Origin of the sequence: Tatumella saanichensis (genome assembly GCF_000439375.1) — a bacterium.
GTDB classification, from domain to species: Bacteria; Pseudomonadota; Gammaproteobacteria; order Enterobacterales; family Enterobacteriaceae; genus Tatumella; species Tatumella saanichensis.
Map to the genome: position 1 here is coordinate 1 of NZ_ATMI01000014.1, position 23,303 is coordinate 23,303.

Annotated in this window: 22 protein-coding genes and 1 tRNA gene; 16 read left to right on the forward strand and 7 right to left on the reverse strand. The window is 52.5% G+C overall.

Annotated elements, in window-relative coordinates; genetic code table 11:
- Window positions 1-277 precede the first annotated feature (277 nt).
- The 5 genes from DW47_RS0106980 (at window position 278) to DW47_RS0107000 (ending at window position 5,410) form a co-directional block, all read left to right on the forward strand.
- The gene (locus DW47_RS0106980; protein ID WP_029685684.1) at window positions 278-742 is read left to right on the forward strand and encodes an ATP-binding protein; all 465 of its coding nucleotides are present in this window, start codon (window positions 278-280) and stop codon (window positions 740-742) included.
- A 374-nt stretch (window positions 743-1,116) separates the two neighbouring features.
- The gene (locus DW47_RS0106985) at window positions 1,117-1,668 is read left to right on the forward strand and encodes a YagU family protein (RefSeq protein WP_029685685.1); all 552 of its coding nucleotides are present in this window, start codon (window positions 1,117-1,119) and stop codon (window positions 1,666-1,668) included.
- Between the two features lie 181 nt (window positions 1,669-1,849).
- Window positions 1,850-2,284, forward strand: coding sequence for a GFA family protein (locus DW47_RS0106990; protein WP_029685686.1), 435 nt, complete (start codon window positions 1,850-1,852; stop codon window positions 2,282-2,284).
- Window positions 2,285-2,880: 596 nt separating this feature from the next.
- Window positions 2,881-3,831 carry an AraC family transcriptional regulator gene (locus tag DW47_RS0106995; protein ID WP_051150856.1) on the forward strand — a complete coding sequence of 317 codons (951 nt, stop codon included), beginning with the start codon at window positions 2,881-2,883 and terminating at the stop codon, window positions 3,829-3,831.
- 199 nt (window positions 3,832-4,030) lie between these two features.
- Window positions 4,031-5,410, forward strand: a complete 1,380-nt coding sequence (locus DW47_RS0107000) for an MFS transporter (protein WP_051150857.1) — start codon at window positions 4,031-4,033, stop codon at window positions 5,408-5,410.
- Window positions 5,411-5,582: 172 nt separating this feature from the next.
- Here DW47_RS0107000 and DW47_RS0107005 read toward each other — a convergent pair.
- A tRNA-Arg gene (locus tag DW47_RS0107005) sits at window positions 5,583-5,659 on the reverse strand.
- Between the two features lie 178 nt (window positions 5,660-5,837).
- On the opposite strand from DW47_RS0107005, the gene folD reads away from it, so the two are divergent.
- Together folD and ybcJ are read left to right on the forward strand one after the other, a co-directional pair.
- Window positions 5,838-6,704 (forward strand): bifunctional methylenetetrahydrofolate dehydrogenase/methenyltetrahydrofolate cyclohydrolase FolD, encoded by an 867-nt coding sequence (gene folD / locus DW47_RS0107010; RefSeq protein ID WP_029685689.1) that lies wholly within the window; start codon window positions 5,838-5,840, stop codon window positions 6,702-6,704.
- Window positions 6,704-6,916, forward strand: coding sequence for a ribosome-associated protein YbcJ (ybcJ, locus tag DW47_RS0107015; RefSeq protein WP_029685690.1), 213 nt, complete (start codon window positions 6,704-6,706; stop codon window positions 6,914-6,916). Before folD ends, ybcJ begins: the two co-directional genes overlap by 1 nt.
- Before the next feature lie 53 nt (window positions 6,917-6,969).
- Here ybcJ and cysS read toward each other — a convergent pair whose 3' ends face one another.
- Window positions 6,970-8,355: a cysteine--tRNA ligase gene (gene cysS, locus DW47_RS0107020; RefSeq protein ID WP_029685691.1), complete on the reverse strand. Its 1,386-nt coding sequence runs from the start codon at window positions 8,353-8,355 to the stop codon at window positions 6,970-6,972.
- A 208-nt stretch (window positions 8,356-8,563) separates the two neighbouring features.
- On the opposite strand from cysS, the gene ppiB reads away from it, so the two are divergent.
- The 6 genes from ppiB to DW47_RS0107050 all read left to right on the forward strand — a co-directional run bounded on the left by ppiB (window position 8,564) and on the right by DW47_RS0107050 (window position 13,344).
- The gene (gene ppiB, locus DW47_RS0107025) at window positions 8,564-9,058 is read left to right on the forward strand and encodes a peptidylprolyl isomerase B (protein ID WP_029685692.1); all 495 of its coding nucleotides are present in this window, start codon (window positions 8,564-8,566) and stop codon (window positions 9,056-9,058) included.
- Window positions 9,058-9,774 carry a UDP-2,3-diacylglucosamine diphosphatase gene (locus tag DW47_RS0107030; protein WP_029685693.1) on the forward strand — a complete coding sequence of 239 codons (717 nt, stop codon included), beginning with the start codon at window positions 9,058-9,060 and terminating at the stop codon, window positions 9,772-9,774. The genes ppiB and DW47_RS0107030 overlap by 1 nt, the downstream gene beginning before the upstream one ends.
- Before the next feature lie 133 nt (window positions 9,775-9,907).
- Window positions 9,908-10,414, forward strand: coding sequence for a 5-(carboxyamino)imidazole ribonucleotide mutase (purE, locus tag DW47_RS0107035; protein ID WP_029685694.1), 507 nt, complete (start codon window positions 9,908-9,910; stop codon window positions 10,412-10,414).
- On the forward strand, window positions 10,414-11,478 hold the full coding sequence (purK, locus tag DW47_RS0107040; protein WP_029685695.1) for a 5-(carboxyamino)imidazole ribonucleotide synthase: 1,065 nt from the start codon (window positions 10,414-10,416) through the stop codon (window positions 11,476-11,478). Before purE ends, purK begins: the two co-directional genes overlap by 1 nt.
- 143 nt (window positions 11,479-11,621) lie before the next feature.
- Window positions 11,622-12,410, forward strand: a complete 789-nt coding sequence (locus DW47_RS0107045) for an SDR family oxidoreductase (RefSeq protein ID WP_029685696.1) — start codon at window positions 11,622-11,624, stop codon at window positions 12,408-12,410.
- Window positions 12,411-12,486: 76 nt separating this feature from the next.
- The gene (locus tag DW47_RS0107050; protein ID WP_029685697.1) at window positions 12,487-13,344 is read left to right on the forward strand and encodes a co-chaperone YbbN; all 858 of its coding nucleotides are present in this window, start codon (window positions 12,487-12,489) and stop codon (window positions 13,342-13,344) included.
- Here DW47_RS0107050 and cueR read toward each other — a convergent pair.
- The gene (gene cueR, locus DW47_RS0107055) at window positions 13,338-13,760 is read right to left on the reverse strand and encodes a Cu(I)-responsive transcriptional regulator (RefSeq protein WP_029685698.1); all 423 of its coding nucleotides are present in this window, start codon (window positions 13,758-13,760) and stop codon (window positions 13,338-13,340) included. The two genes, DW47_RS0107050 and cueR, sit on opposite strands and share 7 nt — an antisense overlap.
- A 120-nt stretch (window positions 13,761-13,880) precedes the next feature.
- Between cueR and DW47_RS0107060 the strand changes: the two genes are divergently transcribed.
- The 3 genes from DW47_RS0107060 to ybaK are packed head-to-tail and all read left to right on the forward strand — an operon-like array spanning window position 13,881 to window position 18,061.
- Window positions 13,881-16,700 carry a cation transporter gene (locus DW47_RS0107060; RefSeq protein ID WP_029685699.1) on the forward strand — a complete coding sequence of 940 codons (2,820 nt, stop codon included), beginning with the start codon at window positions 13,881-13,883 and terminating at the stop codon, window positions 16,698-16,700.
- 35 nt (window positions 16,701-16,735) lie between these two features.
- On the forward strand, window positions 16,736-17,545 hold the full coding sequence (locus tag DW47_RS0107065; RefSeq protein ID WP_029685700.1) for a TraB/GumN family protein: 810 nt from the start codon (window positions 16,736-16,738) through the stop codon (window positions 17,543-17,545).
- 36 nt (window positions 17,546-17,581) lie between these two features.
- Window positions 17,582-18,061: a Cys-tRNA(Pro)/Cys-tRNA(Cys) deacylase YbaK gene (gene ybaK, locus DW47_RS0107070; RefSeq protein ID WP_029685701.1), complete on the forward strand. Its 480-nt coding sequence runs from the start codon at window positions 17,582-17,584 to the stop codon at window positions 18,059-18,061.
- A 46-nt stretch (window positions 18,062-18,107) separates the two neighbouring features.
- On the opposite strand, the gene DW47_RS0107075 is transcribed toward ybaK, so the two are convergent.
- The 4 genes from DW47_RS0107075 to htpG form a co-directional block, all read right to left on the reverse strand.
- Window positions 18,108-19,409 (reverse strand): inosine/guanosine kinase, encoded by a 1,302-nt coding sequence (locus tag DW47_RS0107075; protein WP_029685702.1) that lies wholly within the window; start codon window positions 19,407-19,409, stop codon window positions 18,108-18,110.
- Window positions 19,410-19,473: 64 nt separating this feature from the next.
- Window positions 19,474-20,433, reverse strand: coding sequence for a ferrochelatase (gene hemH, locus DW47_RS0107080; protein ID WP_029685703.1), 960 nt, complete (start codon window positions 20,431-20,433; stop codon window positions 19,474-19,476).
- Between the two features lie 111 nt (window positions 20,434-20,544).
- Complete coding sequence (gene adk / locus DW47_RS0107085; RefSeq protein ID WP_029685704.1) at window positions 20,545-21,189, reverse strand: adenylate kinase; 645 nt, start codon at window positions 21,187-21,189, stop codon at window positions 20,545-20,547.
- Between the two features lie 229 nt (window positions 21,190-21,418).
- Entirely contained in the window at window positions 21,419-23,287 is a 1,869-nt protein-coding gene (gene htpG / locus DW47_RS0107090; RefSeq protein ID WP_038027295.1) for a molecular chaperone HtpG, read from the reverse strand.
- Window positions 23,288-23,303: the final 16 nt, after the last annotated feature.

Genomic DNA, 23,303 nt, shown 5'->3' on the forward strand with positions numbered 1-23,303 from the left:
CGTCTGATTAGCGGGCATCAGACGCGCCTCAATAGTGAGCGTGAAAATTGCGTAATACGTTTTTGGCGGCATTGCCTCACGACCTGCCCCCCCCCCCCCTCACGGTGCTGTTGCCCAAGCCGAAATCCTGGCACTGGATTTGGAGCGTGAACACTTCGCCCATACTGGTCAGGCAATAGAGATCCGCCGACGAATTATCAGCACAACTTGACCGGTCAATAATTCGCTGGACATGGCCCGCTATCAGTCTGGCGGCTTCACGCTTGACCAGGAGTGGATGACGGTACAGGAACTGGCGGGTAGCGCCTTACAGTCGCTGGAGAGTACCGGTATCAGTACGAATATCACCCTCGCGCTACCGGATCCCTTGATTCTGGCGTTTATCGATGGGGCACTGTTGGAGAGAGTACTGGTCAATTTGCTGGAAAATGCGGTTAAATACGGGGGCGATGCGCCACAAATCACCCTCAGTGCCACGGTGGGGGCTGGGCGATTGACGCTGCATGTCACCGATGATGGACCCAGTATCCCACAGGGCCAGCAACAGAGCATTTTTGAAAAATTCTTTCGTGGTAGCAAAGAGTCCTCAATACCCAGTATCGGGCTAGGATTGGCGATTTGTGATGCGATAGTCCATTTGCACCAAGGCACCATTAGCGCCAGTAATCAGCCTAGCGGTGGCGCAGAATTTTGCATCGACATTCCCCAACAGGCACCGCCAATGTTGAAAGACTTGGAGTAAACCCCGTAATGAATGTGCTGGTTATTGAAATGAAAAAGAGATCCGCCGTTTTCTTCGTCTGGCACTGGAAGCGATATCGGTTATCGCTTTATCCTACAAAGCCGCTGAATTACTTTATAAACAAGGCTTCTCCCAACAGAAACTGTGAAGAAAAACTGCTACAAAATCATAACATCCTAATCCTGATCAATAAGTTCACTGGATGTTTCACGTATAACAGCCTAGTCAGCGAACGGCTAAATGTGCCGCAACGTGTGTGCCGTCACCTATCCAGTCAGTATAAAAGAACTGGCAGACGGCTCTACACGGCTGTGTTTTCCCGGAACAGGTATGCGCTACGCAGCCTGTCGGTCACCTCTGGAAAAGGACTGTATATGTGGAATATTAAAAACAACCGTCAGGTTATACTGCGCGCCACGCTGCTGGGCGGATTTATGAGCTCACTGGTTAAATGGGGTTCAGAAGTGAATATGCCACCACGGATGGCCGGCGAAATCTCGCCACCGGCTGCGCATATTGATAGCTGGCTAGGCTGGAGCGGTTTCAACGCCCATTCTTTAGATTATCTCTATCAGGGCATCACCGTATCAGGGGCGGTTACCCTCTATCACTGGTTGTTCAGCTTTGCCTTCGCTTTTGTGTATGTCTGGCTGTCAGCCTACTGGCCAAAAATCAGAGCAGGTTACGGTGCACTTTACGGCTTAGTGATCACCGTTGTGATGCACGGGTTTCTGATCCCGCTGTTGGGCTTTCGTGATCCTGCCTATGCGATGGGGAAAACCGGCTGGTTATGGAACCTGAATGCAGCCGAACTGAGCAGTGAGATCCTCGGTCATATTTATTGGTCAGTCTCCATCGAAGTTTGTCTGATCGCCGTGCTGGCCTGTTTGTCGCGACCACTTTCCGGCTACTGGGTCTGTAAATAACCCTCGCTACGCGGGCATCCACGGCTGCCCGCGCTATGCTTCGCCCGCCCCCACTCCTTTACCCCGCGCAGGCCTGTCTGATACTCCGCCCTCTGATTTCGCTATACCGCAATATACCCTGTGGAAGCTTGCTCCCTTTCTGGCATACTCTTGAAAACGTTTTTACTGCGGAGAAAAACCAATGATTTCAGGTAGCTGCTTATGTGGCAATGTGCGTTTTAGCCTGCTCACCCCACCGCTGAAATTTTACCGTTGTCACTGCTCACTGTGTCGTAAACAAACCGGCACCGGTCACAATTTGGCGACCTTGGTGGCGGCCTCGCAGTTTCAGTGGCACCCAGAAAACGGAGCGATTGGCAGCTGGTCGAAGCCTTCTGGATATCGTAACGATTTCTGTGCCGCATGTGGATCAACCGTCCCCAATACCCTGCGTAATCAACCTTATGTGTGGGTGCCCGTCGGGTTACTGGATGACGATGTCGCCCTCAGCTGTGCCGCCGATTATTGTACGGCCGATGCAATGTCCTGGGACTGTCAACGCTCGCTCCTCGTCTCAGCAGGCGCCGTCAATTCAGTTGAGGAACTGCTCAGGGTGTTAGGGGGCGATAAAGCATAGAAGTTGAACAGGGATGTTCGGCAGGGCTTTCTGCCTATAAAGCTGCCGCCGCCCTATAGGATTCAATAAAAAAAACTCAACACAATGTATTAATTGGTATTTTTATCATCGATAAATCACAGATACCCCCAAATAATTTTCCGAGCCCTTTTTGTGGGGGACATTTGACCGATAGCAAGCAAGCTAAACGCCCACCTCACTCCTCGGTCATGCTCATCTCATCAGCACTCTTATTGTATGATACTGGTCACCTACAATAAGGGATTTCCCGCGCGTCTACTCCCGCTACGGCCTGCCTGAAACCACTCAGGTTATGCTGCATAATTGCATCAGATTTGACTACCCCTTTGTATTTTACTTGACTCTCACCACAAAGTCCTACCGCATAGATTAGAAGGCATAAGGCTGTACATTTGTATGGGGCAGGCTATGTGCCAGAAGCTGACATAGCTCTTTTTTGAAAAGAAACAATATGACTAAATCATACTCTTTTCGCCTTACAGAGAAGTATCCCGGGTCTTCAATGGGTTAGATGGGAAAGAGGAAAAATGGTATTTTAATATTGGCTAATAACGATTACTTATTCGAGAGTCTCAATGGACCCATTATCTGATGTTCTGCAACTGCTGTCAGCAAGCAGTTACATCACCAGCGGCCAGTCCGCAGGTTCTTGCTGGTCTATGCGTTATCCAGGCTTCACCGGAATGAAATTTATCTCCATTCGCAAAGGGTTCCTGTGGTTTCGTCTGGAAGCGGAAAAGGAATGGCTCAGATTGCATCCAGGTGACGGACTTATTCTGACACGCTCAGCCCCCTTTATAATGGCAACAGATCCTGGTCTGACTGCCGTCCCTTCGGAGAACATCCCGTATCAGAGACGCAATGGTATTGCGGATTACGGCGGTGAGGACAGCATCCTGTTGGCAGGTAAAATGGAGATTGATCCGATGCCAGCCAGTCAATTACTGAGCGTGCTTCCTGTGCTAATCCCGATTAAGACAGGGACAGAATCTTCCTCAACGTTATACTGGCTGATGGCCCGGCTTCATGAAGAAAATTTATCCTGGCTTCCGGGGGCGTCACTGGCAGGCAATCATCTGATGCAGCTCATTATGATTGAGGGGATTCGTGGTTGGATATTGTCTGAAGACTCAGGCATGAGCGGCTGGATGGGGGCATTGAAAGAACCTCGAATTCTTAAAGCCGTCGAAGCTATGCATACAACCCCGGAAAAGAACTGGCAGCTGATTGAATTGGCGGCTATTTCTGGTATGTCGCGGGCAGGCTTCGCACGGCGTTTCAGCGAGGCGACAGGAACTACACCTTTGAGTTACCTCACGCACTGGCGGATGCATATCGCCAGCAGGGCGCTGAGGCTCAGCAGCGAGCCGGTTAAACATCTGGCTTTCAGACTTGGCTATGCTAATGAAAGTACCTTCAGTACCGTTTTCAAGCGTGTTTATGGGATATCGCCCACGGCACATCGGTCTCAATATCGGGAAGGGCCCGTATACCCTCTTCGCCCTTACCAGCATAAAAACCGCTGATATTCCCATGCCTTCGTAGTGGTGATACTTTCACGAAAGTATTATGGATTTTTGATTATTATCAGTCTCATTCAGGAAGAGTATCATTTCCCGCACATATCAGCTGGTTCCTTTCCCTGACTCAAGGGATGGCTGCAAGGCTGAAATAAATGATCTTTTTCGTCGGCGACGAAAAGACATCTATCAACGGGAAAATAATATGACTATTACACAAACCAGCAAGCGGTTGTTTACTGCGGCATCCTGCCTGGGGATCGTTCTTGTCCAGCTTGACGTAAGCATAGTTAATGTTGGTTTACATTCGCTTAAAGAAGCCTACGATGCTGCGGTTTCGGATCTGGAATGGGTTATTAATGCATACGCACTCGTTTTTGCTGCATTAATGCTGAGCTCCGGTAGCATTGTTGATCGCTTTGGTTCTAAAAAAACCTTTATAAGCGGGGTACTGCTTTTCATCGCTGCATCTGTATGCTGTGCACTGGCACCGACTATCTACTGGCTTGATTTTACCCGCGGTATACAGGGGATAGGAGCTGCACTTTTATTGCCCAGCTCACTTACTCTTCTTCGCCAGTATTTCTCAGATCCGCGTGAACGCGCATCCGCGATTGCGATGTGGGCAGCTGCCGGCTCTCTTGCGCTTGTGGCAGGTCCGGTTGCTGGCGGGCTGCTGATTAAGTTTTTTGGCTGGAAAAGCCTGTTTCTTATCAACTTTCCCCTAGGGATGTTGAGCGTAATAGTGATTCAGCGTCTGGCACCAGCGAGCCCGCAATCCAGCATCAACATGAATCTCTCCAGTCAGGTGTTTATCATACTTGGGCTGGCAATGCTGACCTTTACGCTGACTGAAGCCGGGAATTATGGCTGGGCGAACCCTGTAATTCTAACCACATTGGTGCTGAGCGTAGCGCTAATGGCGGTTTTCCATCATGTCGATAACCGTTCAACAAATCCCGTTATTGCGAGAGGTGTCAGAGACAATCCATTGATAGTCAGCGCTGTGGTCGTTGGGTTTCTGTGTAACCTGGTGTTCTACGGGGCTGTCTTTATTTTCAGCATCTTCTTTCAGAACCGGCTACATTTATCGGCCCTTGAAACAGGTATCGCATTTATGCCGATGATGGCATTAACCGCTCTCGTAAATTTTTGTTCAAAATGGTTCTCAGCGTGGTTCTCTGTTCGGACACTCTCCATCCTGGGAAGCCTGATCAGCATGCTAGGGTTTGCGATAATTTTCTTTATTACGCCAGCCTGGACTGCTGACCAGTTGTTCATACCGATGATCCTCCTGGGAAGCGGGACGTCATTTGCTATGCCAGTCATGACCAATGTCGTGCTATCACAGGCAACACAGGGTACTGCGGGGTCTGCCTCGGCGTACTTTAACTGTGCAAGGCAAATGGGAGGCGTAACAGGAGTCGCCGTTTTTGGGCTTATCCTGAGCACGTGTGGTGATGACCTGACTCAAGGCTTACGGTTGGTCGCTTATGTGGCGGCAGCGGTGACACTCTGCTGGGTGTTTGTCAGTCTGAAAAAGCTACCGTTTCTTAAGTTGCAGGAGCTGTCTTCGCATGAGTAAAAAGCATACTCTGGCTTTTTGTATGCCTAACGATATTGCCTGAAAACTCATATCCCCCACTTGATCGTGGATTACAATGGATTTAGGTGGACGTTAGTAGACGTAGGAATGGCTTTGAAGTGCGTATTTACTGGGATTAGTGGACGTTACAGGACTGTAGTGGAAGGGAAAATGGTACGCCCTATAGGATTCGAACCTATGACCTACGGCTTAGAAGGCCGGTGCTCTATCCAACTGAGCTAAGGGCGCCTTGATTTGCTGGTGGAATTATACGGTCACTCCTCACTGAGTCAATGTTTTTGCACCGCATTGCGTTTTAGTGCTGAAGCTTTGTACAGACAGCGCCAATCTTTGCCTGACAGGGCGTCAAGCTTCTGACAGAATAGGGAATCTCCCTTATGTTTCTAATTCCGTGGATTTTACTCCGATGTCAGCACAAATTATTGATGGTAAAACGATTGCGCAGCAAGTAAGACGAGAAGTTGCGGATAAAGTTAAACAGCGCTTAGCGGCCGGTAAGCGTGCCCCAGGCTTGGCTGTGGTTCTTGTCGGTGAAAACCCGGCATCACAGATTTATGTCGGCAGTAAACGTAAAGCCTGTGAAGAGGTCGGTTTCATTTCCCGCTCTTATGACTTACCTGACACTACCCGTGAAGATGAGTTACTGGCATTAATCGATAAGCTGAACGACGATGCCGACATCGATGGAATTCTGGTGCAGTTACCGTTACCGGCGGGTATCGATAACGTGAAAGTGCTGGAGCGTATCGCCGCAGATAAAGATGTCGATGGCTTCCATCCCTATAATGTTGGCCGTCTGTGTCAGCGTGCCCCTCTGCTGCGCCCTTGTACCCCGCGTGGCATCATGACCCTGCTGGAGCGTTGCAATATCGAGACCTTTGGTCTGAATGCGGTGATCATTGGTGCTTCTAACATCGTTGGCCGTCCGATGAGCTTGGAACTGCTGCTGGCGGGTTGTACCACTACCGTTACCCATCGCTTTACCCGTAACCTGCGTCAGCATGTGGAAAATGCCGATCTGCTGGTGGTCGCGGTTGGTAAACCTAGCTTTATTCCCGGTGATTGGATCAAGCCTGGCGCGGTTGTGGTTGACGTAGGCATTAACCGTCTGGATGATGGGCGCGTAGTGGGCGATGTGGAGTTTGAGACCGCCGCACAACGGGCATCCTGGATCACACCGGTGCCGGGAGGTGTCGGTCCAATGACAGTCGCGACCTTAATTCAGAATACTTTGCAGGCATGTGAAGAATATCACGATGGAGCAGTAGAATAATGGCAACCTTTTCACTGGGAAAATTTCCCCATGTTGAACTCTGTGACTTACTGAAGCTGGAAGGCTGGTCAGAGAGCGGTGCACAGGCAAAAGCATTTATCGCCGAAGGGCTGGTGACGGTAGACGGGCAGGTTGAAACCCGTAAGCGCTGTAAAATTGTCAGCGGCCAGAGCGTGGCATTTGACGGTCAGTCAGTGAAGGTCATTGACTAACTAACAATACGTAGATAACAAGGGCGTCCCGAGGGACGCCCTTTTGCTTTGGCTTACTTACGCCGCCAAGTAGTGCCCTGTGGTCCGTCTTCGAGAATAATCCCCAGTTCATTCAGCTTATCGCGGGCGATATCTGCCTGAGCCCAGTTTTTGCTCTCACGGGCGTCTTTACGCATTTTGATCAGACCTTCGATCTCAGCCACTTCATCATCATTACCCCCCGCGGTGCTCTGCAGGAAGGTTTCCGGGTCTTGCTGTAACAGCCCAAGAACCTCAGCCAACTGACGGAGTTTGGCCGCCACCGAGTCTGCCATTGCCGGGTCTTCCGTTTTCAGGCGGTTAACCTCACGGGCTAGGTCAAACAGCACCGGATAGGCTTCAGGGGTATTGAAATCATCGTTCATCGCATCACGGAAACGCTGCTCAGCGTCAGCACACTCCGCTGGTTTGGCAGAAGGGTCTGTGTGACGCAGCGCGGTATACAGCCGTTCTAGCGCCGCACGGGCTTGCTTGAGGTTGTCTTCACCGTAGTTCAACTGGCTACGGTAATGACCGGACATCAGGAAGTAACGGACGGTTTCCGCATCGTAATGGCTTAATACATCACGCACCGTAAAGAAATTGCCCAAGGATTTGGACATTTTTTCACGGTCAACCATCACCATCCCAGAGTGCATCCAGTAATTGACGTATTCACCGCCATGGGCGCAGGTTGACTGAGCGATCTCGTTTTCATGGTGCGGGAACATCAGGTCTGAACCGCCACCATGAATATCAAAATGCTCGCCTAACTGTTTGCAGTTCATGGCTGAGCACTCGATATGCCAGCCCGGACGCCCTGCTCCCCAAGGTGATGGCCAAGAAGGTTCGTCAGACTTGGACATTTTCCATAACACGAAGTCCATCGGGTTCTTTTTGATATCGGCGACTTCAACACGGGCACCGGCTTGTAACTGCTCAAGATCCTGACGGGATAACTCACCATAGTGGGCATCACTTAATACATCGAACATCACATCGCCGTTGGCCGCGACATAGGCATGGCCACGTTGCAGTAGTTTTTCGACCAGTTCGATGATTTCACCGATATGACGGGTGGCGCGCGGCTCTGAATCCGGCGGCAGAATACCCAGTGCAGCAAAATCACTGTGCATTTCAGCAACCATGCGATCGGTCAACTGGCCGATAGTTTCGCCGTTTTCGTTAGCACGTTTGATAATTTTATCATCGATGTCGGTGATATTACGCACGTAGTTCAACTCATAACCGAGATAACGTAAGTAACGGGACACCACATCAAAGGCAACGAAAGTCCGGCCATGACCAATATGGCAGAGGTCATAAACGGTAATACCGCACACGTACATGCCGATTTTTCCAGCATGGATAGGTTTAAATTCCTCTTTTTGTCTGCTCTTGGTGTTGTAAATTTTTAGCATTTAACTCTTCCGTTTCTGCGTGTGCGATAACTCCGCGTATTGTGCCGTATTTTTCACAGGTCTGCGACGTAAAGCAAGCTCAGAGGCCAGCGGATTACCAGCCACTGCCGCAAAGATGAATTTTATGATATAAGGAACGACTGTAAATGCCTGCTCCGACGACCGGGAAGGCAGCCCTACTGAACGACAACTCTGACAGGATGAAATTATGGTCACTTTCCAGACTAACTTCGGCGATATCGTAATCAAAACATTTGATGATAAAGCCCCGGCAACCGTTGCAAACTTCCTGGAGTACTGCCGCGAAGGTTTTTACGACAATACCATTTTCCATCGCGTCATTAACGGTTTTATGATCCAGGGCGGTGGATTTGAGCCAGGGATGAACCAGAAAGATACTAAAGCCGAAATCCGCAACGAAGCGAACAACGGTCTGAAAAATACCCGTGGAACCCTGGCAATGGCCCGTACTTCTGCCCCACACTCTGCAACCGCGCAGTTCTTCATCAATGTGGCAGACAACGACTTCTTGAACTTCCGTGACGAAAGCATGCAGGGCTGGGGCTACTGTGTGTTTGCCGAAGTGGTTGAAGGTATGGACGTGGTTGAGAAAATTAAAGGCGTTTCTACTGGCCGCAGCGGTATGCACCAGGACGTTCCTAAAGAAGACGTCGTCATTAATAAAGTGATCGTCAGCGAGTAATGTCGCGAACACTTTTTATCGCAGACTTACATCTCTGCCAACAGGAACCGGCAATCACTGCCGGTTTTCTGCGTTTTTTACAGCGCGAAGCCACACATTGCGATGCACTGTATATCTTGGGTGATTTGTTTGAGAGCTGGATTGGCGATGATGATCCCGAGCCTTTGCATCAACAAGTGGCCGAGGCACTGGCTGCCCTCCCCGTCCCTGTGTACTTTATCCACGGTAACCGCGATTTCCTGCTAGGGAAACAGTATGCGGCGCGTAGCCATATGCAGTTGCTGCCGGAACAGAAGTTGCTGGAGCTCTATGGTCAACGGGTGCTGATTATGCACGGCGATACCCTTTGTACTGATGATGAGGGTTATCAGCGTTTCCGCCGCAAAGTACACCAGCCCTGGTTACAACGTATTTTCCTGATGCTGCCGTTATCCCTACGCCAGAAAGTCGCTGCCCGGTTACGCAATGATAGCCAGCAGGCGAATCAGCATAAGAGTATGGAAATTATGGATGTTAACCCGCAGGCAGTTGAGCAGGTGATGCAGGATAATCAGGCCTCGCTGTTGATCCACGGTCATACCCATCGCCCTGAAATTCATACTTTGACTGTGGATCACCAACCTGCCCGCCGCGCGGTATTGGGTGCTTGGCACCAGCAGGGATCGATGATTGAAGTGAATACAGACGGGGTACGACTGATCGCCTTCCCGTGGTAATTCCGCTGATGTAGTCCGGTTGCGGCGCTACGCAACCGTTTTCCTTCACGCTGACTCATGCTATCCTGACGCCCTTTTCAGGGTGTATCACCTGTCTGAATTCAGGTCTTTTTTACTCACAGGAGTTGTCCGCATGTCGTCGAATACTGCCCCAGCCCGTATCGCTATTATTATGGGTTCTAAAAGTGACTGGGCTACGATGCAGTATGCTGCAGAAATTCTCAACGAACTGAATCTTGCGCACCACGTTGAAGTGGTCTCTGCCCACCGCACACCGGACAAACTGTTCAGCTTTGCTGAAACAGCTCAGCAGCAGGGTTTCCATGTAATTATCGCCGGTGCCGGTGGCGCAGCTCACCTACCGGGGATGCTGGCCGCGAAAACACTGGTGCCGGTACTGGGTGTCCCAGTACAGAGCGCTGCCTTAAGTGGCGTTGATAGTCTGTACTCTATCGTACAGATGCCACGGGGTATTCCGGTAGGCACTCTAGCCATCGGTAAAGCCGGTGCCGCCAATGCCGCCCTACTGGCAGCTCAGATTTTGGCAGTCAATGATCCAGCGCTGGCAACCCGCCTAAATGAGTGGCGCACCGCCCAGAGTGAAGCAGTGCTGAATAATCCGGACCCGCGGGAGGCATAATGAAATCTGTATGTGTGTTAGGGAACGGACAACTGGGCCGGATGCTGCGTCAAGCCGGTGAACCTTTAGGGATAGCCGTTTATCCGGTGGGTACCGATGCCGAACCCGATTCGCTGCCTATTCGTGAGAGTGTGATCACCGCTGAAATCGAACGCTGGCCAGAAACAGCCCTGACCCGTGAGCTGGCCAGTCACCCTGCTTTCGTTAACCGCGACATTTTCCCGCGTCTGGCAGACAGACTGACCCAGAAACAACTGCTTGATCAGCTTGGTTTAGCAACCTCGCCATGGCAGTTACTCAGTGATGCTAAAGAGTGGCCGCAGGTGTTTGATACGCTGGGTGAATTAGCAATTGTTAAACGCCGCACCGGTGGCTATGACGGCCGCGGTCAGTGGCGTCTGCGCCGCGAAGACTGTCTAACTCTACCAGAAGAGTGCTACGGCGAGTGTATTGTCGAAAAAGGCATTAATTTCTCCGGTGAAGTGTCGCTGGTTGGTGCCCGTGGCCGTGATGGCAAAACGGTGTTTTATCCGCTGACCCATAACCTGCATCATAACGGCATCCTATTATGCAGTGTGGCCCTGCCACAGCCAGATGCTGTCCTGCAGCATCAAGCAGAAAGCATGCTGACCGCCATTATGCAGGAGCTAGACTATGTCGGTGTGATCGCCATGGAGTGTTTTATCACGCCAGAAGGACTGCTGATCAACGAACTGGCGCCACGGGTACACAACAGTGGTCACTGGACACAAAATGGTGCGTCGGTGAGTCAATTTGAACTGCATTTGCGGGCCATTACCGGTCTGCCGCTACCGCAACCGGTGGTGTTTGCGCCGTCTGTGATGGTTAACCTGATAGGTACGCCGCTAAATGACCAGTGGCTGATCCATCCACTGGTGCACCTGCACTGGTATGAGAAAGACGTTCGTCCGGGCCGTAAACTGGGCCACCTCAATCTCACCGACAGTGACACTGCGCGCCTGACCGACAACCTGTCGGCACTGGTCAAGCAGTTACCCGAAGAGTATGCCGATGCCGTCCGCTGGGCGACCGAAATACTCTGACCTGCTGTGCCGCAGTCCTTATTAGGGCTGCGGCCTTGCCCGCGCTTCTCCCCCTCCTAATTGGCCTTGACGCCGTTTTCTGTGTAATACTTTCACAACAGGGCGCATCCTGCGCGTCAATTCCCGATGGATCGTGTGAGTTTATGCAAAAGACTATTTTAATTACCGGCTGTTCGTCAGGTATCGGTGCGGTGGCTGCCATAGATTTACTGCAGCGCGGTTATCGAGTGATCGCCGCCTGTCGTAAAGCAGATGACGTCAGGCGGATGAATGAACTGGGCTATGAAGGGGTACAGCTAGATCTCGATGATCCTGACAGTGTCGAGCAGGCTGCACAACAGGTGATCGCGCTGTGTGACGGGCGGCTATTTGGGTTATTTAATAACGCCGGGTTCGGTGTCTACGGTCCGCTCGATGAATTAACCCGCGAACAACTGGAACAGCAATTTTCCGCCAACTTTTTTGGCGTCCACCAGTTGACCACACGGCTGCTACCGGCACTGAAAGCCGCAGGCCAAGCACGGATCATTAATACCAGCTCAGTGATGGGGTTGATTTCAACTCCCGGCCGTGGCGCCTATGCTGCCAGTAAATATGCCTTGGAGGCTTGGTCAGACGCGCTACGTATGGAGCAAGAAGACAATAACATCCGTGTCAGCCTGATTGAACCGGGCCCCATTTCCACCGCTTTCTCACAGAGTGTGGTGCAGACCAATACCTCCTCGCCGGTAACTAACCCGGGGATCGCGGCCCGCTTTACCCTACCGCCGGAAGCGGTGTTACCAAAAATCCGCCATGCGCTGGAAAGCCGCTATCCGCGCCAGCGCTATCCGGTAACTGTGGTGGCCCATGTGATGTCTATTGCGCGGCGTCTACTGCCCGGCATACTGTTAGACCGGATTTTAAACAGTCATTCGTCGGACCGAAAATAGCCGCTTGAAGTTCAGGAAAACTCCCCCATATCAGAGGGATAATGGTACTCATTTTCAGACCAAGGACCTACCGCGTATGTTACAACAAGCCCAGATTATTGACGTTAATGAATCTAACCTGCAACAGACCCTTGAACAGTCCACGCAGGTGCCAGTGCTGTTCTATTTCTGGTCTGCCCGCAGCCAACACTGCCAGGAACTGACGCCGATACTGGATAAACTGGCCGCTGAGTATCAGGGGCAGTTTTTGCTGGCGAAGCTTGACTGTGATGAGCAACAGATGATCGCTTCTCAGTTTGGTCTGCGTGCCATCCCGACGGTTTACCTGTTTAAAGACGGTCAGCCGGTGGATGGTTTCCAAGGTCCGCAACCGGAAGAAGCAATCCGTAACCTGTTGCAGTCAGTACTACCACGGGAAGAAGAGCTTAAACTGCAGCAGGCGCAGGCATTGCTGGCGGAAGAGAAGCCCCTAGAAGCGCTACCGCTACTGAAAGAGGCTTGGCAACTTAGCCAGCAGGCCAGCGACATTGGCTTTGTGCTAGCAGAAACCCTGATTTCCCTTAACCGCAGTGATGAAGCGGAAGAGGTACTTAAACATGTCCCGTTACAGGATCAGGACAGTCGCTATCAGGGGTTGATCGCGCAGATCGACCTACTGCGTCAAGCGGCGGATACTCCGGAGATCCAGCAGTTGCAGTCGGCATTGGCCGACGATCCTAGCAACAGCGATCTGGCCGGCAAACTGGCGATCCAATTCCACCAAGTAGGTCGTAATGAGGAAGCACTGGAACTGCTGTTCGGCTTTTTGAAATCCGACTTAGCCGCCGGTGGCGGTGAACTGCGTAAAACCTTCCAAGAGATCTTGGCAGCCTTAGGCACCGGGGATTCTCTGGCCGGTAAGTTCCGTCGTCAACTTTACTCGCTGCTTTACTGATCCTCTTGCGGACGGGCCTGTGCTGCACAACAGCCTGCTAAGGAATCAATGATCGGACAGGCTGCCCCCTGATCACCGGGGCAGCTTTCTGCCAGGGCCACCAATCGTTGACGCATCCGAGTCAGTTCTTCCATCTGCCGGTCCAGGTCACGCACTTTCTGCAAGGTACGTTGTTTGATATCGGCGCTATGCCGTTGTGGATCATTAAACATCGCCACCAGCTCACGACACTCTTCAAGGCTGAACCCCACAAGGCGAGCCTGACGCAGCAGCGTTAACTCTTCAATATGATGATTCACATAGCTGCGATAGCCATTGGCACTGCGTTCCGGTGGGCTGATGATCCCTTTCTGTTCATAAAAGCGAATCGCTTTACCGGATAACCCGGTTTTCCGGGCAACATCACTGATATTCATAGACTCTCTCCGTGAGGACGGTTTCCGCAACGCGGTAAGTATTTGACCTTAACCTTAGTGGAAGGTTTACACTTTAATTAGCGTAACTGATTTACGTTAACAAAAAGCAGGAGAATAGCGATGTCTGATACTACCACTCTGGCCCTACAGGGGCTGTCCTGTGGACATTGTGTTAAGCGTGTCAAAGAGGTGCTAGAAAAACGTGATGATGTGTCTGAAGCCGAGGTAAGTTTGGATCAGGCGGTAGTCACCGGAGAGGCGACGCCACAGGCACTGATTGAGGCCATCAAACAGGCGGGTTATCACGCCACTCTGGCACAGGGCGACAGCCTCCCAAAGCCTAAACCGCTGACAGCAACAGCACCCGCGCCGGACGGGCTGGCAGCGGCTTCTGATCCGGCAACTATCACACTCTCGCTAAGCGGTCTGAGCTGCGATCACTGTATCGGTCGCGTCACAGAAGTGCTGGAACAACGCCCCGATGTGTCGGACGTACAGGTGACCCTTGAGCGAGCGGTCATTGATAGCAGTGCTTCAGCCCAGTCGCTGATTGAGACTATCGAGCGGGCAGGTTATCAAGCCACAGAGGGCACCACCGACGCGGGTTCATGGCCCCCGGCCACGACGCCCTCCCCTGACACCGAGAGCGTTGCACCGATGGTAGCGGAGACATCGCCCCCCGAAAATGAATCTGTCGCGGATGATCTGCAACTGCTGATCGATGGGATGAGTTGTGCCAGCTGCGTAAGCCGAGTCGAGACTGCCCTAGCAAAAGTGCCAGAAGTCAGTCGAGCACGGGTTAATCTGGCGGATCGCAGTGCACTGGTTTCCGGGCATCCGGACCCTCAAGCGTTACTGGCGGCTGTCAGTCACGCCGGTTATTCTGCACGGCTGATGCGCGATGACCAGCAGCGGCGTGCAGAGCAACAAAAAAGCGGGCGGCAACAGTTTATCCGTTTCAGCTGGCAAGCTGGGTTGGCTCTGTTGACGGGCATTCCGGTGATGATCTGGGGCATGGTCGGTCATAATATGATGCTGACCGCAGATAATCTGCGGGCCTGGCAAGGGATTAGTGTTATTACCCTGCTAGTGATGATCATTGCCGGGGGGCATTTTTACCGTAGCGCATGGAAAAGTTTGCGTAACCGCACCGCGACTATGGATACACTAGTGGCGCTGGGAACAGCGGTTGCTTGGCTGTATTCAGCGGCGGTGGTCCTACGTCCGGACAGCTTTCCAGCGGCGGCACGCCATCTCTATTTTGAAGCCAGTACTATGATCATCGGCTTGATCAACCTCGGCCATGCCCTAGAGCAGCGGGCCCGTCAGCATGCCTCACAATCACTGCAAAAATTACTCGACCTGACGCCAGATACCGCGCGGGTAATGACTGCCGAGGGAGATAAAATCGTCCCAGTCAGTGAGATCAGTGCTGGCATGATGATCCGCCTGCGGGCAGGTGACCGAGTCCCGGTAGATGGTGAAGTAACCGAGGGTCAGGGGCTAGTGGATGAAGCGATGCTAACCGGTGAAGCTTGGCCTCAGAAAAAACAGCACGGTGATAACGTCCATGCGGGCACCCTGGTGAGTGACGGTAACCTGACCTTCCGCACTACCGCCACCGGGCGTAATACCTCGTTGGCGCGCATTATTAGCCTCGTCCGTAATGCCCAGAGTAGTAAACCGCAGATCGGCCAGCTGGCCGATAAGATTTCAGCAGTTTTTGTGCCCACAGTGATTGTGATTGCGCTGCTCAGCGGACTGATTTGGTATCTGGTTGGCCCACAACCGCAGTTTGCCTACAGTATGGTGGTGATCACTACCGTGCTGATCATTGCTTGCCCCTGCGCCCTAGGATTAGCCACCCCGATGTCGGTGATAGCCGGTGTCGGCCGGGCAGCAGAAGCTGGAGTACTGGTGAAAGATGCCGATGCGCTGCAGCAGGCCAGCAACATTGATACGGTCATTTTCGATAAGACCGGTACCTTGACCCTCGGTAAACCGACCGTCACCGCCATTAAGCTGTTTAATGGCTTTGATGAGCAACAGGTGTTGGACAATGCGGCGGCGGCAGAGAGTCACTCCTCTCACCCACTGGCTGCGGCAATCATTGCCCGTGCCGGAAATAAACCTTTAGCTACCACCTACGGCCTGACGACGTTACCCGGCAAAGGGCTAAGGGCGGAAGTGGCTGGGCGACAGATCCTGTTGGGCAACGCGGCACTGTTGAGTGATGAAAAGATTGACCTGTCCTCCGCTCAGACTGCAATGGAGGGCGCTGCAGAACAGGGGGAAACACCGGTGCTGCTGGCTATTGATCAGCAACTGGCTGCCCTGTTTACCATCAGCGATCCACTGCGCCCAGAAGCCGCCGCGGTGGTCAAGCAACTCTCTGAGCAGGGCCTAGAGGTATTGTTACTCAGTGGGGATCGTCAAAAAACTGCAGAAGTGATCGCCGCTCGGGCCGGTATCCATCGAGTGATTGCCGAAGTCCTCCCAGATCAGAAAGCCGCGACGGTGCGCGAACTGCAGCAGCAGGGAAGACGGGTGGCAATGGTCGGTGATGGTATTAACGATGCTCCGGCCTTGGCGCAAGCAGATGCAGGGATTGCGATGAGTGGCGGCAGTGACATTGCCATCGAAACCGCCAGCTTGGCTCTGATGAGACAGGACCTGCAGGCCATTGCTGATGGCTTATTGATTGCCCGAGCAACGCTGCGAAATATGAAACAGAATCTGGCCGGTGCCTTTGTCTATAACTGTCTGGGGATCCCGGTGGCAGCCGGGGTACTCTATCCCCTGACCAGCACCCTGTTGAACCCAGTGATTGCCGGAGCCGCGATGGCGCTGTCATCAATAACAGTAGTCAGCAATGCTAACCGCCTGTTACGCTACAGGTTACCGCAGCAGACTCCGCGGTCCCCAGACGCTACCCGATAATTCAGCGCCGGCGGACAGCAAAGGATAGGCTTATCATGAGATTCCGCACATTCCTGCAGACTTGCTGGCAGCTCCTTCATCCGGTCAGTTACCCCTGGCCGGCGGTGGATTTACAGCTGCCTAATAGCCGTATCCATTTGGTCGGCAGTATTCATATGGGGACCCGGCCAATGTCGCCGCTGCCTGACCCATTGCTAAAACAGTTACAGGCGGCGACGGCGCTGATTGTTGAGGCGGATATTCTGAATATACCCGCAGTAATGCCAAACAGCAGTGACCGTCCGCCGTTGGCGCAGCGGTTGTCAGCGGAACTACTGGCGGCACTTCGCCAACGCTGTGCCGAATCAGACCTGTCTATTGATAACCTAGACCGGTTACCCGCCTGGCAGATTGCCCTGATGCTGCAAAGCCATCAGGCCATGCGTTTAGGACTGCGCCCAGAATACGGCATAGATTATCAATTATTGCAGGCGGCCAGAGACCTGAATAAACCGGTGATTGAGCTGGAGGGGGCAGATACCCAGATGGCAATGTTGACCGCCCTGCCCGATGACGGCCAACAACTGCTGGATGACTCACTGGAACATTGGCATACCAATGCTCGATTATTACAGACCATGATAAGCTGGTGGCTTGAAGGCCCACCGCGACACCAGCGACACCAGATGCCCGAGGGTCTGCTGCCCTCCTCATTCGGACAGTCACTCAGCGATGTCCTGATCCGCCAGCGTAATCAGCAGTGGCAGCAGGCTTTTTTGCAACTTCCTGCTGGCCGTTATCTGGCGGCCGTGGGCGCACTGCATCTGTATGCCGAGCATAATCTGCCGTCGCTGTTTAGCCGCTGACCGAGCTGATTTTTTTTTGGATAACAAGGAAAACCTATGACTCCCGCCATCAATCTATTGGAGAAACAGAAGATCCCTTTTCAGGTCCATCACTATGATCACGACAGTAATGAAACTAACTTTGGTGATGAGGTGCTTCGTAAGCTGCAACTGGATGCTTCCCAGGTATTTAAGACCCTGCTGGTGTCTTTGAACGGAGATGGCAAGCAACTAGCGGTGGCAGTCACGCCGGTGGCCACACAACTGGATTTGAAAAAAGTCGCTAAAGCGTTAGGGGCGAAAAAAGCCGATATGGCGGATCCACAGCTGGCACAACGGGTGACGGGTTATTTGGTCGGGGGCATCAGCCCGCTGGGGCAAAAAAAACGGCTGCCAACGGTGATTGATGCCAGTGCCTCACCCCAGCCACAGATCTATATTTCTGGGGGCAAACGCGGATTAGATATCTCTCTCGCCCCAGCCGACCTAGCGGCATTGCTGAATGCCAATTTTGCCGATATTGCCCGTCACGGCTAAAGGATTATCGCCGCCGGATCCTTCCGGCGGTGATCCAACCTACGGATCAGCGATCCCAGTAAGCCTCTTCTAAGCTATCTTCACGTTCCGGTAGGCCGCGGCTCAGGCGCGGTGAGTGCTGATTAAGCACCTGATAACTGACCCGGTTAGCATACTTACACACCTGTGCCAGCGAGGAATAGGTGAGGAACGGCTGGTTATGTTTGGCAGAATTCGGCACCGTTCGGCGATGATAATTATTGGCCGAAATATCATGCAGTACCGCTGCCAATGCACCGTCACCGGCACCGTTGGTATTCATGATTTTCTCAGGTCCGCCCATATAGGGCGCAATGTGCGAAAAGATTTTTACCGGTTGCTGACAGTCCGCATAACGCATGGCTCGGCTGAACTCATACTGGTTAAACTCGGCAATGGCCCCAGGCAGCAGTGGCAGATTGGTCTGACGTTTGGCATTGTCATCAGTGAAGCCCGCCATATACAGTCCGGCAGGTCCGGCGGTACAGAGCACCAAATCTACCCATTGCAGCGCCTGATCCGCGGCCAATAGCGGGTCACTTTCCCCGGTCAGCTCACAGCCTTCTTCCTCGTTCATCGCCACAATAGAGATATGTTGTTGCAGAAAGTCTCGCCAGAACTGTGGGTTTTCGGCAATCACATGGCGAGTGCCAAGGGTTAGAACCACCGGCACCTGATGTTTCTTGGCATACTCTATCGCTTTCATGGTGGCCTGCGGCATCGGCTCCCCTTCCTTAGCCCGCACCAGATACGAGGTCAGCACCAGCGCCGAGGCTTCGGCAATCACCGCTTCGGGAATGCTGTCGGGGTGCAACTGGTTCATATCGCCAGGGCTGATGGCAAAGGTGCGTTCGCCGTTGTCGCCGATCAGGGTATAACACCGGCCTATAGAGCCTTCCACGCCCTGTAGGCAGTTAAGGTCGACTTTACTGGAGGTGTTACACAGGTAGCGGTAGGCATAGTCGCCGATATTGATATTTTTGCACATAACGCCAAGCAGTACTGAGCGGTCATCCGCCAGCACGGAGTAGTTGTGCAGGGTATTGCCAATAGTACCGCCAGCAAATTGATGGCTGATCAGTTGCTGCTGCCGCAGTTCCTGATACAGCGCTTCTGCTACCTGATTATCAATCACCAACGAATGACCACGGCTTAAGCCGTAGCGTTCAAGAAAGGCATCATCCACTTTGGCTTCAATATCGACCATTGTCTGGTCGATACCTACCACCGGTGAGATCATCTCCATCACCGCTGGAGCAGTTTGCAGTAGCGGGTCGCGGGCACTCACCGGGAAGTAGTGTTTGGATTTACGATGGCCGGGAAATTTCATAGTATTCAGTTAATCGCAGGAGTAAACCGCAGATAGTAGCATACTCCTGCCCATTAACGGCCTTTCATCGCTGTGCGTTGACCAACTCCGCCATCATCTGGATATGTAAGGCATCATCATTCAGTGCCGGAATATACTCAAATTTTTCCCCGCCAGCATGTAAGAAGAACTCACGGTTCTGCTCGTTGATTTCTTCCAAGGTTTCCAAACAGTCTGCAGAAAAGCCTGGGCTCATCACCTGGATATGACGGACCCCTTTGCCAGGCAGGGTTTTGATGGTTTCATCGGTGTAGGGCATCAACCAAGGCTCACGTCCAAAACGGGACTGGTAGGTCATGATCAGTTCACTGTCGCTCATACCTAAGGCTTCACGCAGGCAAGCGGTAGTGGCTTCACACCGCTCTGGGTAATCATCCCCCTGATCGGCGAAACGCTGTGGAATGCCGTGGAAAGAGAGCAGCAGCAGATCCGGTTTGCCATGCTCAGCAAAAGCACGCTCGACGGATGCCTTCAGGGCGGCGATATAAGCCGGATGGGTCGCGTAGTCGCGGATCAAATGGATGCCCGGTAGAGAGCGCCGCTTACGAAAGATACTGTGTAACCCGTCCCAGACGGCAGACACCGTTGACGAGGAGAATTGTGGATAGAGCGGTAAGACGATCAGGCGGGTGACGCCCTGCTCCAGCAGCGCTTCGACACCACTTTGCAGTGACGGATTACCATAAGACATTCCCAGCGCGACCGGTATATCAATCATGGCTGCCAAGGCATCGCATTGTCGTTTACTGTACACCAGTAACGGAGACCCCTCTTCCATCCATACTGAGGCGTAAAGTTTAGCCACCCGTGGTGAGCGCAGTGGCAAGATCCCGCCACGTAATACCGGCCACCAGATCAGATTTGGGACATCGACCACCCGCTTATCACTCAGAAACTGCTTCAGATACCGCTTAACTGCCGCCGGGGTCGGCGCATCAGGCGTCCCCAGATTGACCAGTAACACACCTGGCTTGTCGTGCTTCATCGTAATTCCTTGTTTATGAGCTTATGCAGGGAAAGGGTAATTGTAGCGAATTTTTTGCAGGGGAGCAGCGGGAAAGAAAACGGACCGTAGAAAGACGGTCCGTTAAGGGCATTAGCCAAGGATAGTGGCCAGCTGCTGACTCACTTCCGCCACCGGGCGGGTACCGTCAATCTTCTGATAACGGGTCAGTCCTTCTGCCGCATCTTTGCTGTAGTAAGCAATCAGCGGTGCCGTCATCTGGTGATATTCCACCAGACGCTTACGTACCGTCTCTTCCTGATCATCTTTACGGATGCTCAGCGCTTCGCCAGTGACGTCATCCAGACCTTCCTGCTTCGGCGGATTGTAGGTGACGTGGTAAACACGGCCAGATGCGGCGTGGACACGACGACCAATGATGCGATCTACGATCACTTCATCCGGTACGGCGAATTCCAGTACCACATCAACATTGATACCGGCTTCTTTCATGGCATCCGCTTGCGGGATAGTCCGCGGGAAACCGTCCAGCAGAAAACCGTTACGGCAGTCTTCCTGCGCAATACGCTCTTTAACCAGTGCAATCACCAGCTCATCGGTGACCAGTTTGCCGGCATCCATAATGGCTTTGGCCTGCTGGCCCAGTTCAGTGCCCGCTTTAACTGCTGCACGTAACATATCCCCAGTAGAAATCTGCGGAATGCCGTATTTCTCCATGATGAACTGTGCCTGAGTTCCCTTACCTGCGCCCGGAGCTCCGAGCAAAATAATACGCATTGCGTAGTACCTCTTGCGAATCGCGTTTGATAATTCTGAGAAGGGCCAAAACATACCATCATGTCCCCCGCTCCACAAGGAAAGGGCGGACGAAATCACCGCTCTGACTGGCATTTGCTGCCATAACCCTGAGGTTATCGGTAACATCGGCAGCTAATCAGCGGCATTCAACACTGCTTGTCTGACCACAAAAAAGGCCCGCATCTGCGGGCCGGTGTTCTGAGGCTAATCAGGCCAGTAATAACTGGTTCATACGGCGGATAAACTGGTTTGGATCTTCCAGAGTTCCACGTTCGGCGAACAGGGCTTGATCTAACAGCAGCTCTACCCAATCCGCGAAACGAGCATCATCACTGGCTTCGGAAGCTTTCTTCACCAGGGTATGGTCCGGATTAATTTCGAAGATGTACTTCACTTCCGGTGCTTCCTGACCGGCAGCAGCAAACAGTTTTGCCATCTGGGTGCTCATCTCATCCGCATCGGTGACCACAATGGCCGGAGTATCGGTGAGACGATGGGTCAGACGGACATCTTTTACCCGCTCCCCTAGCAGGGTTTTGACGCGCTCAACGAATGGCTCAAGGGCTTTCTCGCTCTCTTTCTGCTGTTCGTTCTCTTCGTCGGCCAGTTTGTCTAAGGCGTCATCCGCTTTGCTCACTGACTGGAACGATTTACCGTCGAACTCGGTCAGGTAGCTCATCATCCACTCATCGATACGATCGGATAACAACAGGACTTCAATACCTTTCTTACGGAACAGTTCCAGATGCGGGCTGTTCTTGGCGGCAGCATAGCTGTCGGCGGTGATGTAGTAGATCTTCTCCTGCCCTTCTGCCATCCGGCCGAGGTACTCTTCCAGGGTGACTGTCTGTTCGGAGCTGTCGTTGTGAGTCGAGGCAAAACGCAGCAATTTAGCGATCGCTTGGGCGTTACCGGCATCTTCCGCCGGACCTTCTTTCAAGCACAGGCCAAAGGCTTTCCAGAACTGTAGATACTTAGCGGCATCATCTTTCGCCAGTTTCTCCAGCATCTGCAGGGTACGCTTGGTCAAGGCACCACGCAGGGTCTGGGTCACACGGCTATCCTGCAGGATTTCACGAGAGACGTTCAGTGGCAGATCATTGGAATCAATCAGCCCGCGCACAAAACGCAGATAGTTCGGCATAAACTGCTCGGCATCATCCATAATAAAGACGCGCTGAACATAGAGCTTCAGACCATGTTTATGATCGCGGTTCCACATGTCCCAAGGCGCCTGAGCTGGAATGTATAACAGGCTGGTATATTCCTGCTTCCCTTCGACGCGGTTATGGCTCCAGATCAGCGGATCGGTGAAGTCATGGGCGATGTGTTTGTAGAAGTCGTTATACTCTTCTGTGGTGATCTCTGACTTATTACGGGTCCACAGCGCTTGGGCTTTGTTCACTTTTTCCCAAGTAGTGGTGCCAGTTTCTTCATCCGTGGTTTCAATTTCCACCGGCAGCGCAATGTGGTCAGAATATTTGCTGACGATGTTACGCACGCGCCAAGTATCGAGGAACTCATCTTCCCCTTCGCGCATATGCAGGGTAATTTCGGTACCGCGATCAGCTTTTTCGATATCCGCCAAGGTGTACTCGCCTTCACCGGCAGATTCCCAGAACACCCCCTGGTCAGCAGGCGCACCGGCGGCACGGGTACGTACCGTCACTTTGTCCGCCACAATGAAGGCAGAGTAGAAACCGACCCCGAACTGACCGATTAACTGGCTGTCTTTAACCTGGTCTGAGCCCATGGACTCCAAGAAGGCTTTAGTACCGGATTTAGCGATGGTTCCCAGGTTGTCAATAACGTCCTCGCGGCTCATCCCGATACCGTTATCACTCAGAGTCAGAGTACGTTGCTCTTTATTCACGGATAGGCGAACCCGTAACTCTCCGTCACCTTCATACAGATCCGGCACAGACAGTGCACGGAAACGCAGTTTATCAGCGGCATCGGAAGCGTTCGAAATCAGCTCACGTAAAAAGATCTCTTTATTTGAGTAGAGGGAGTGGATCATCAGTTGCAGAAGTTGTTTTACCTCTGACTGGAAGCCACGGGTCTCTTGTCCTTTCATGGTCATTGATACCTCA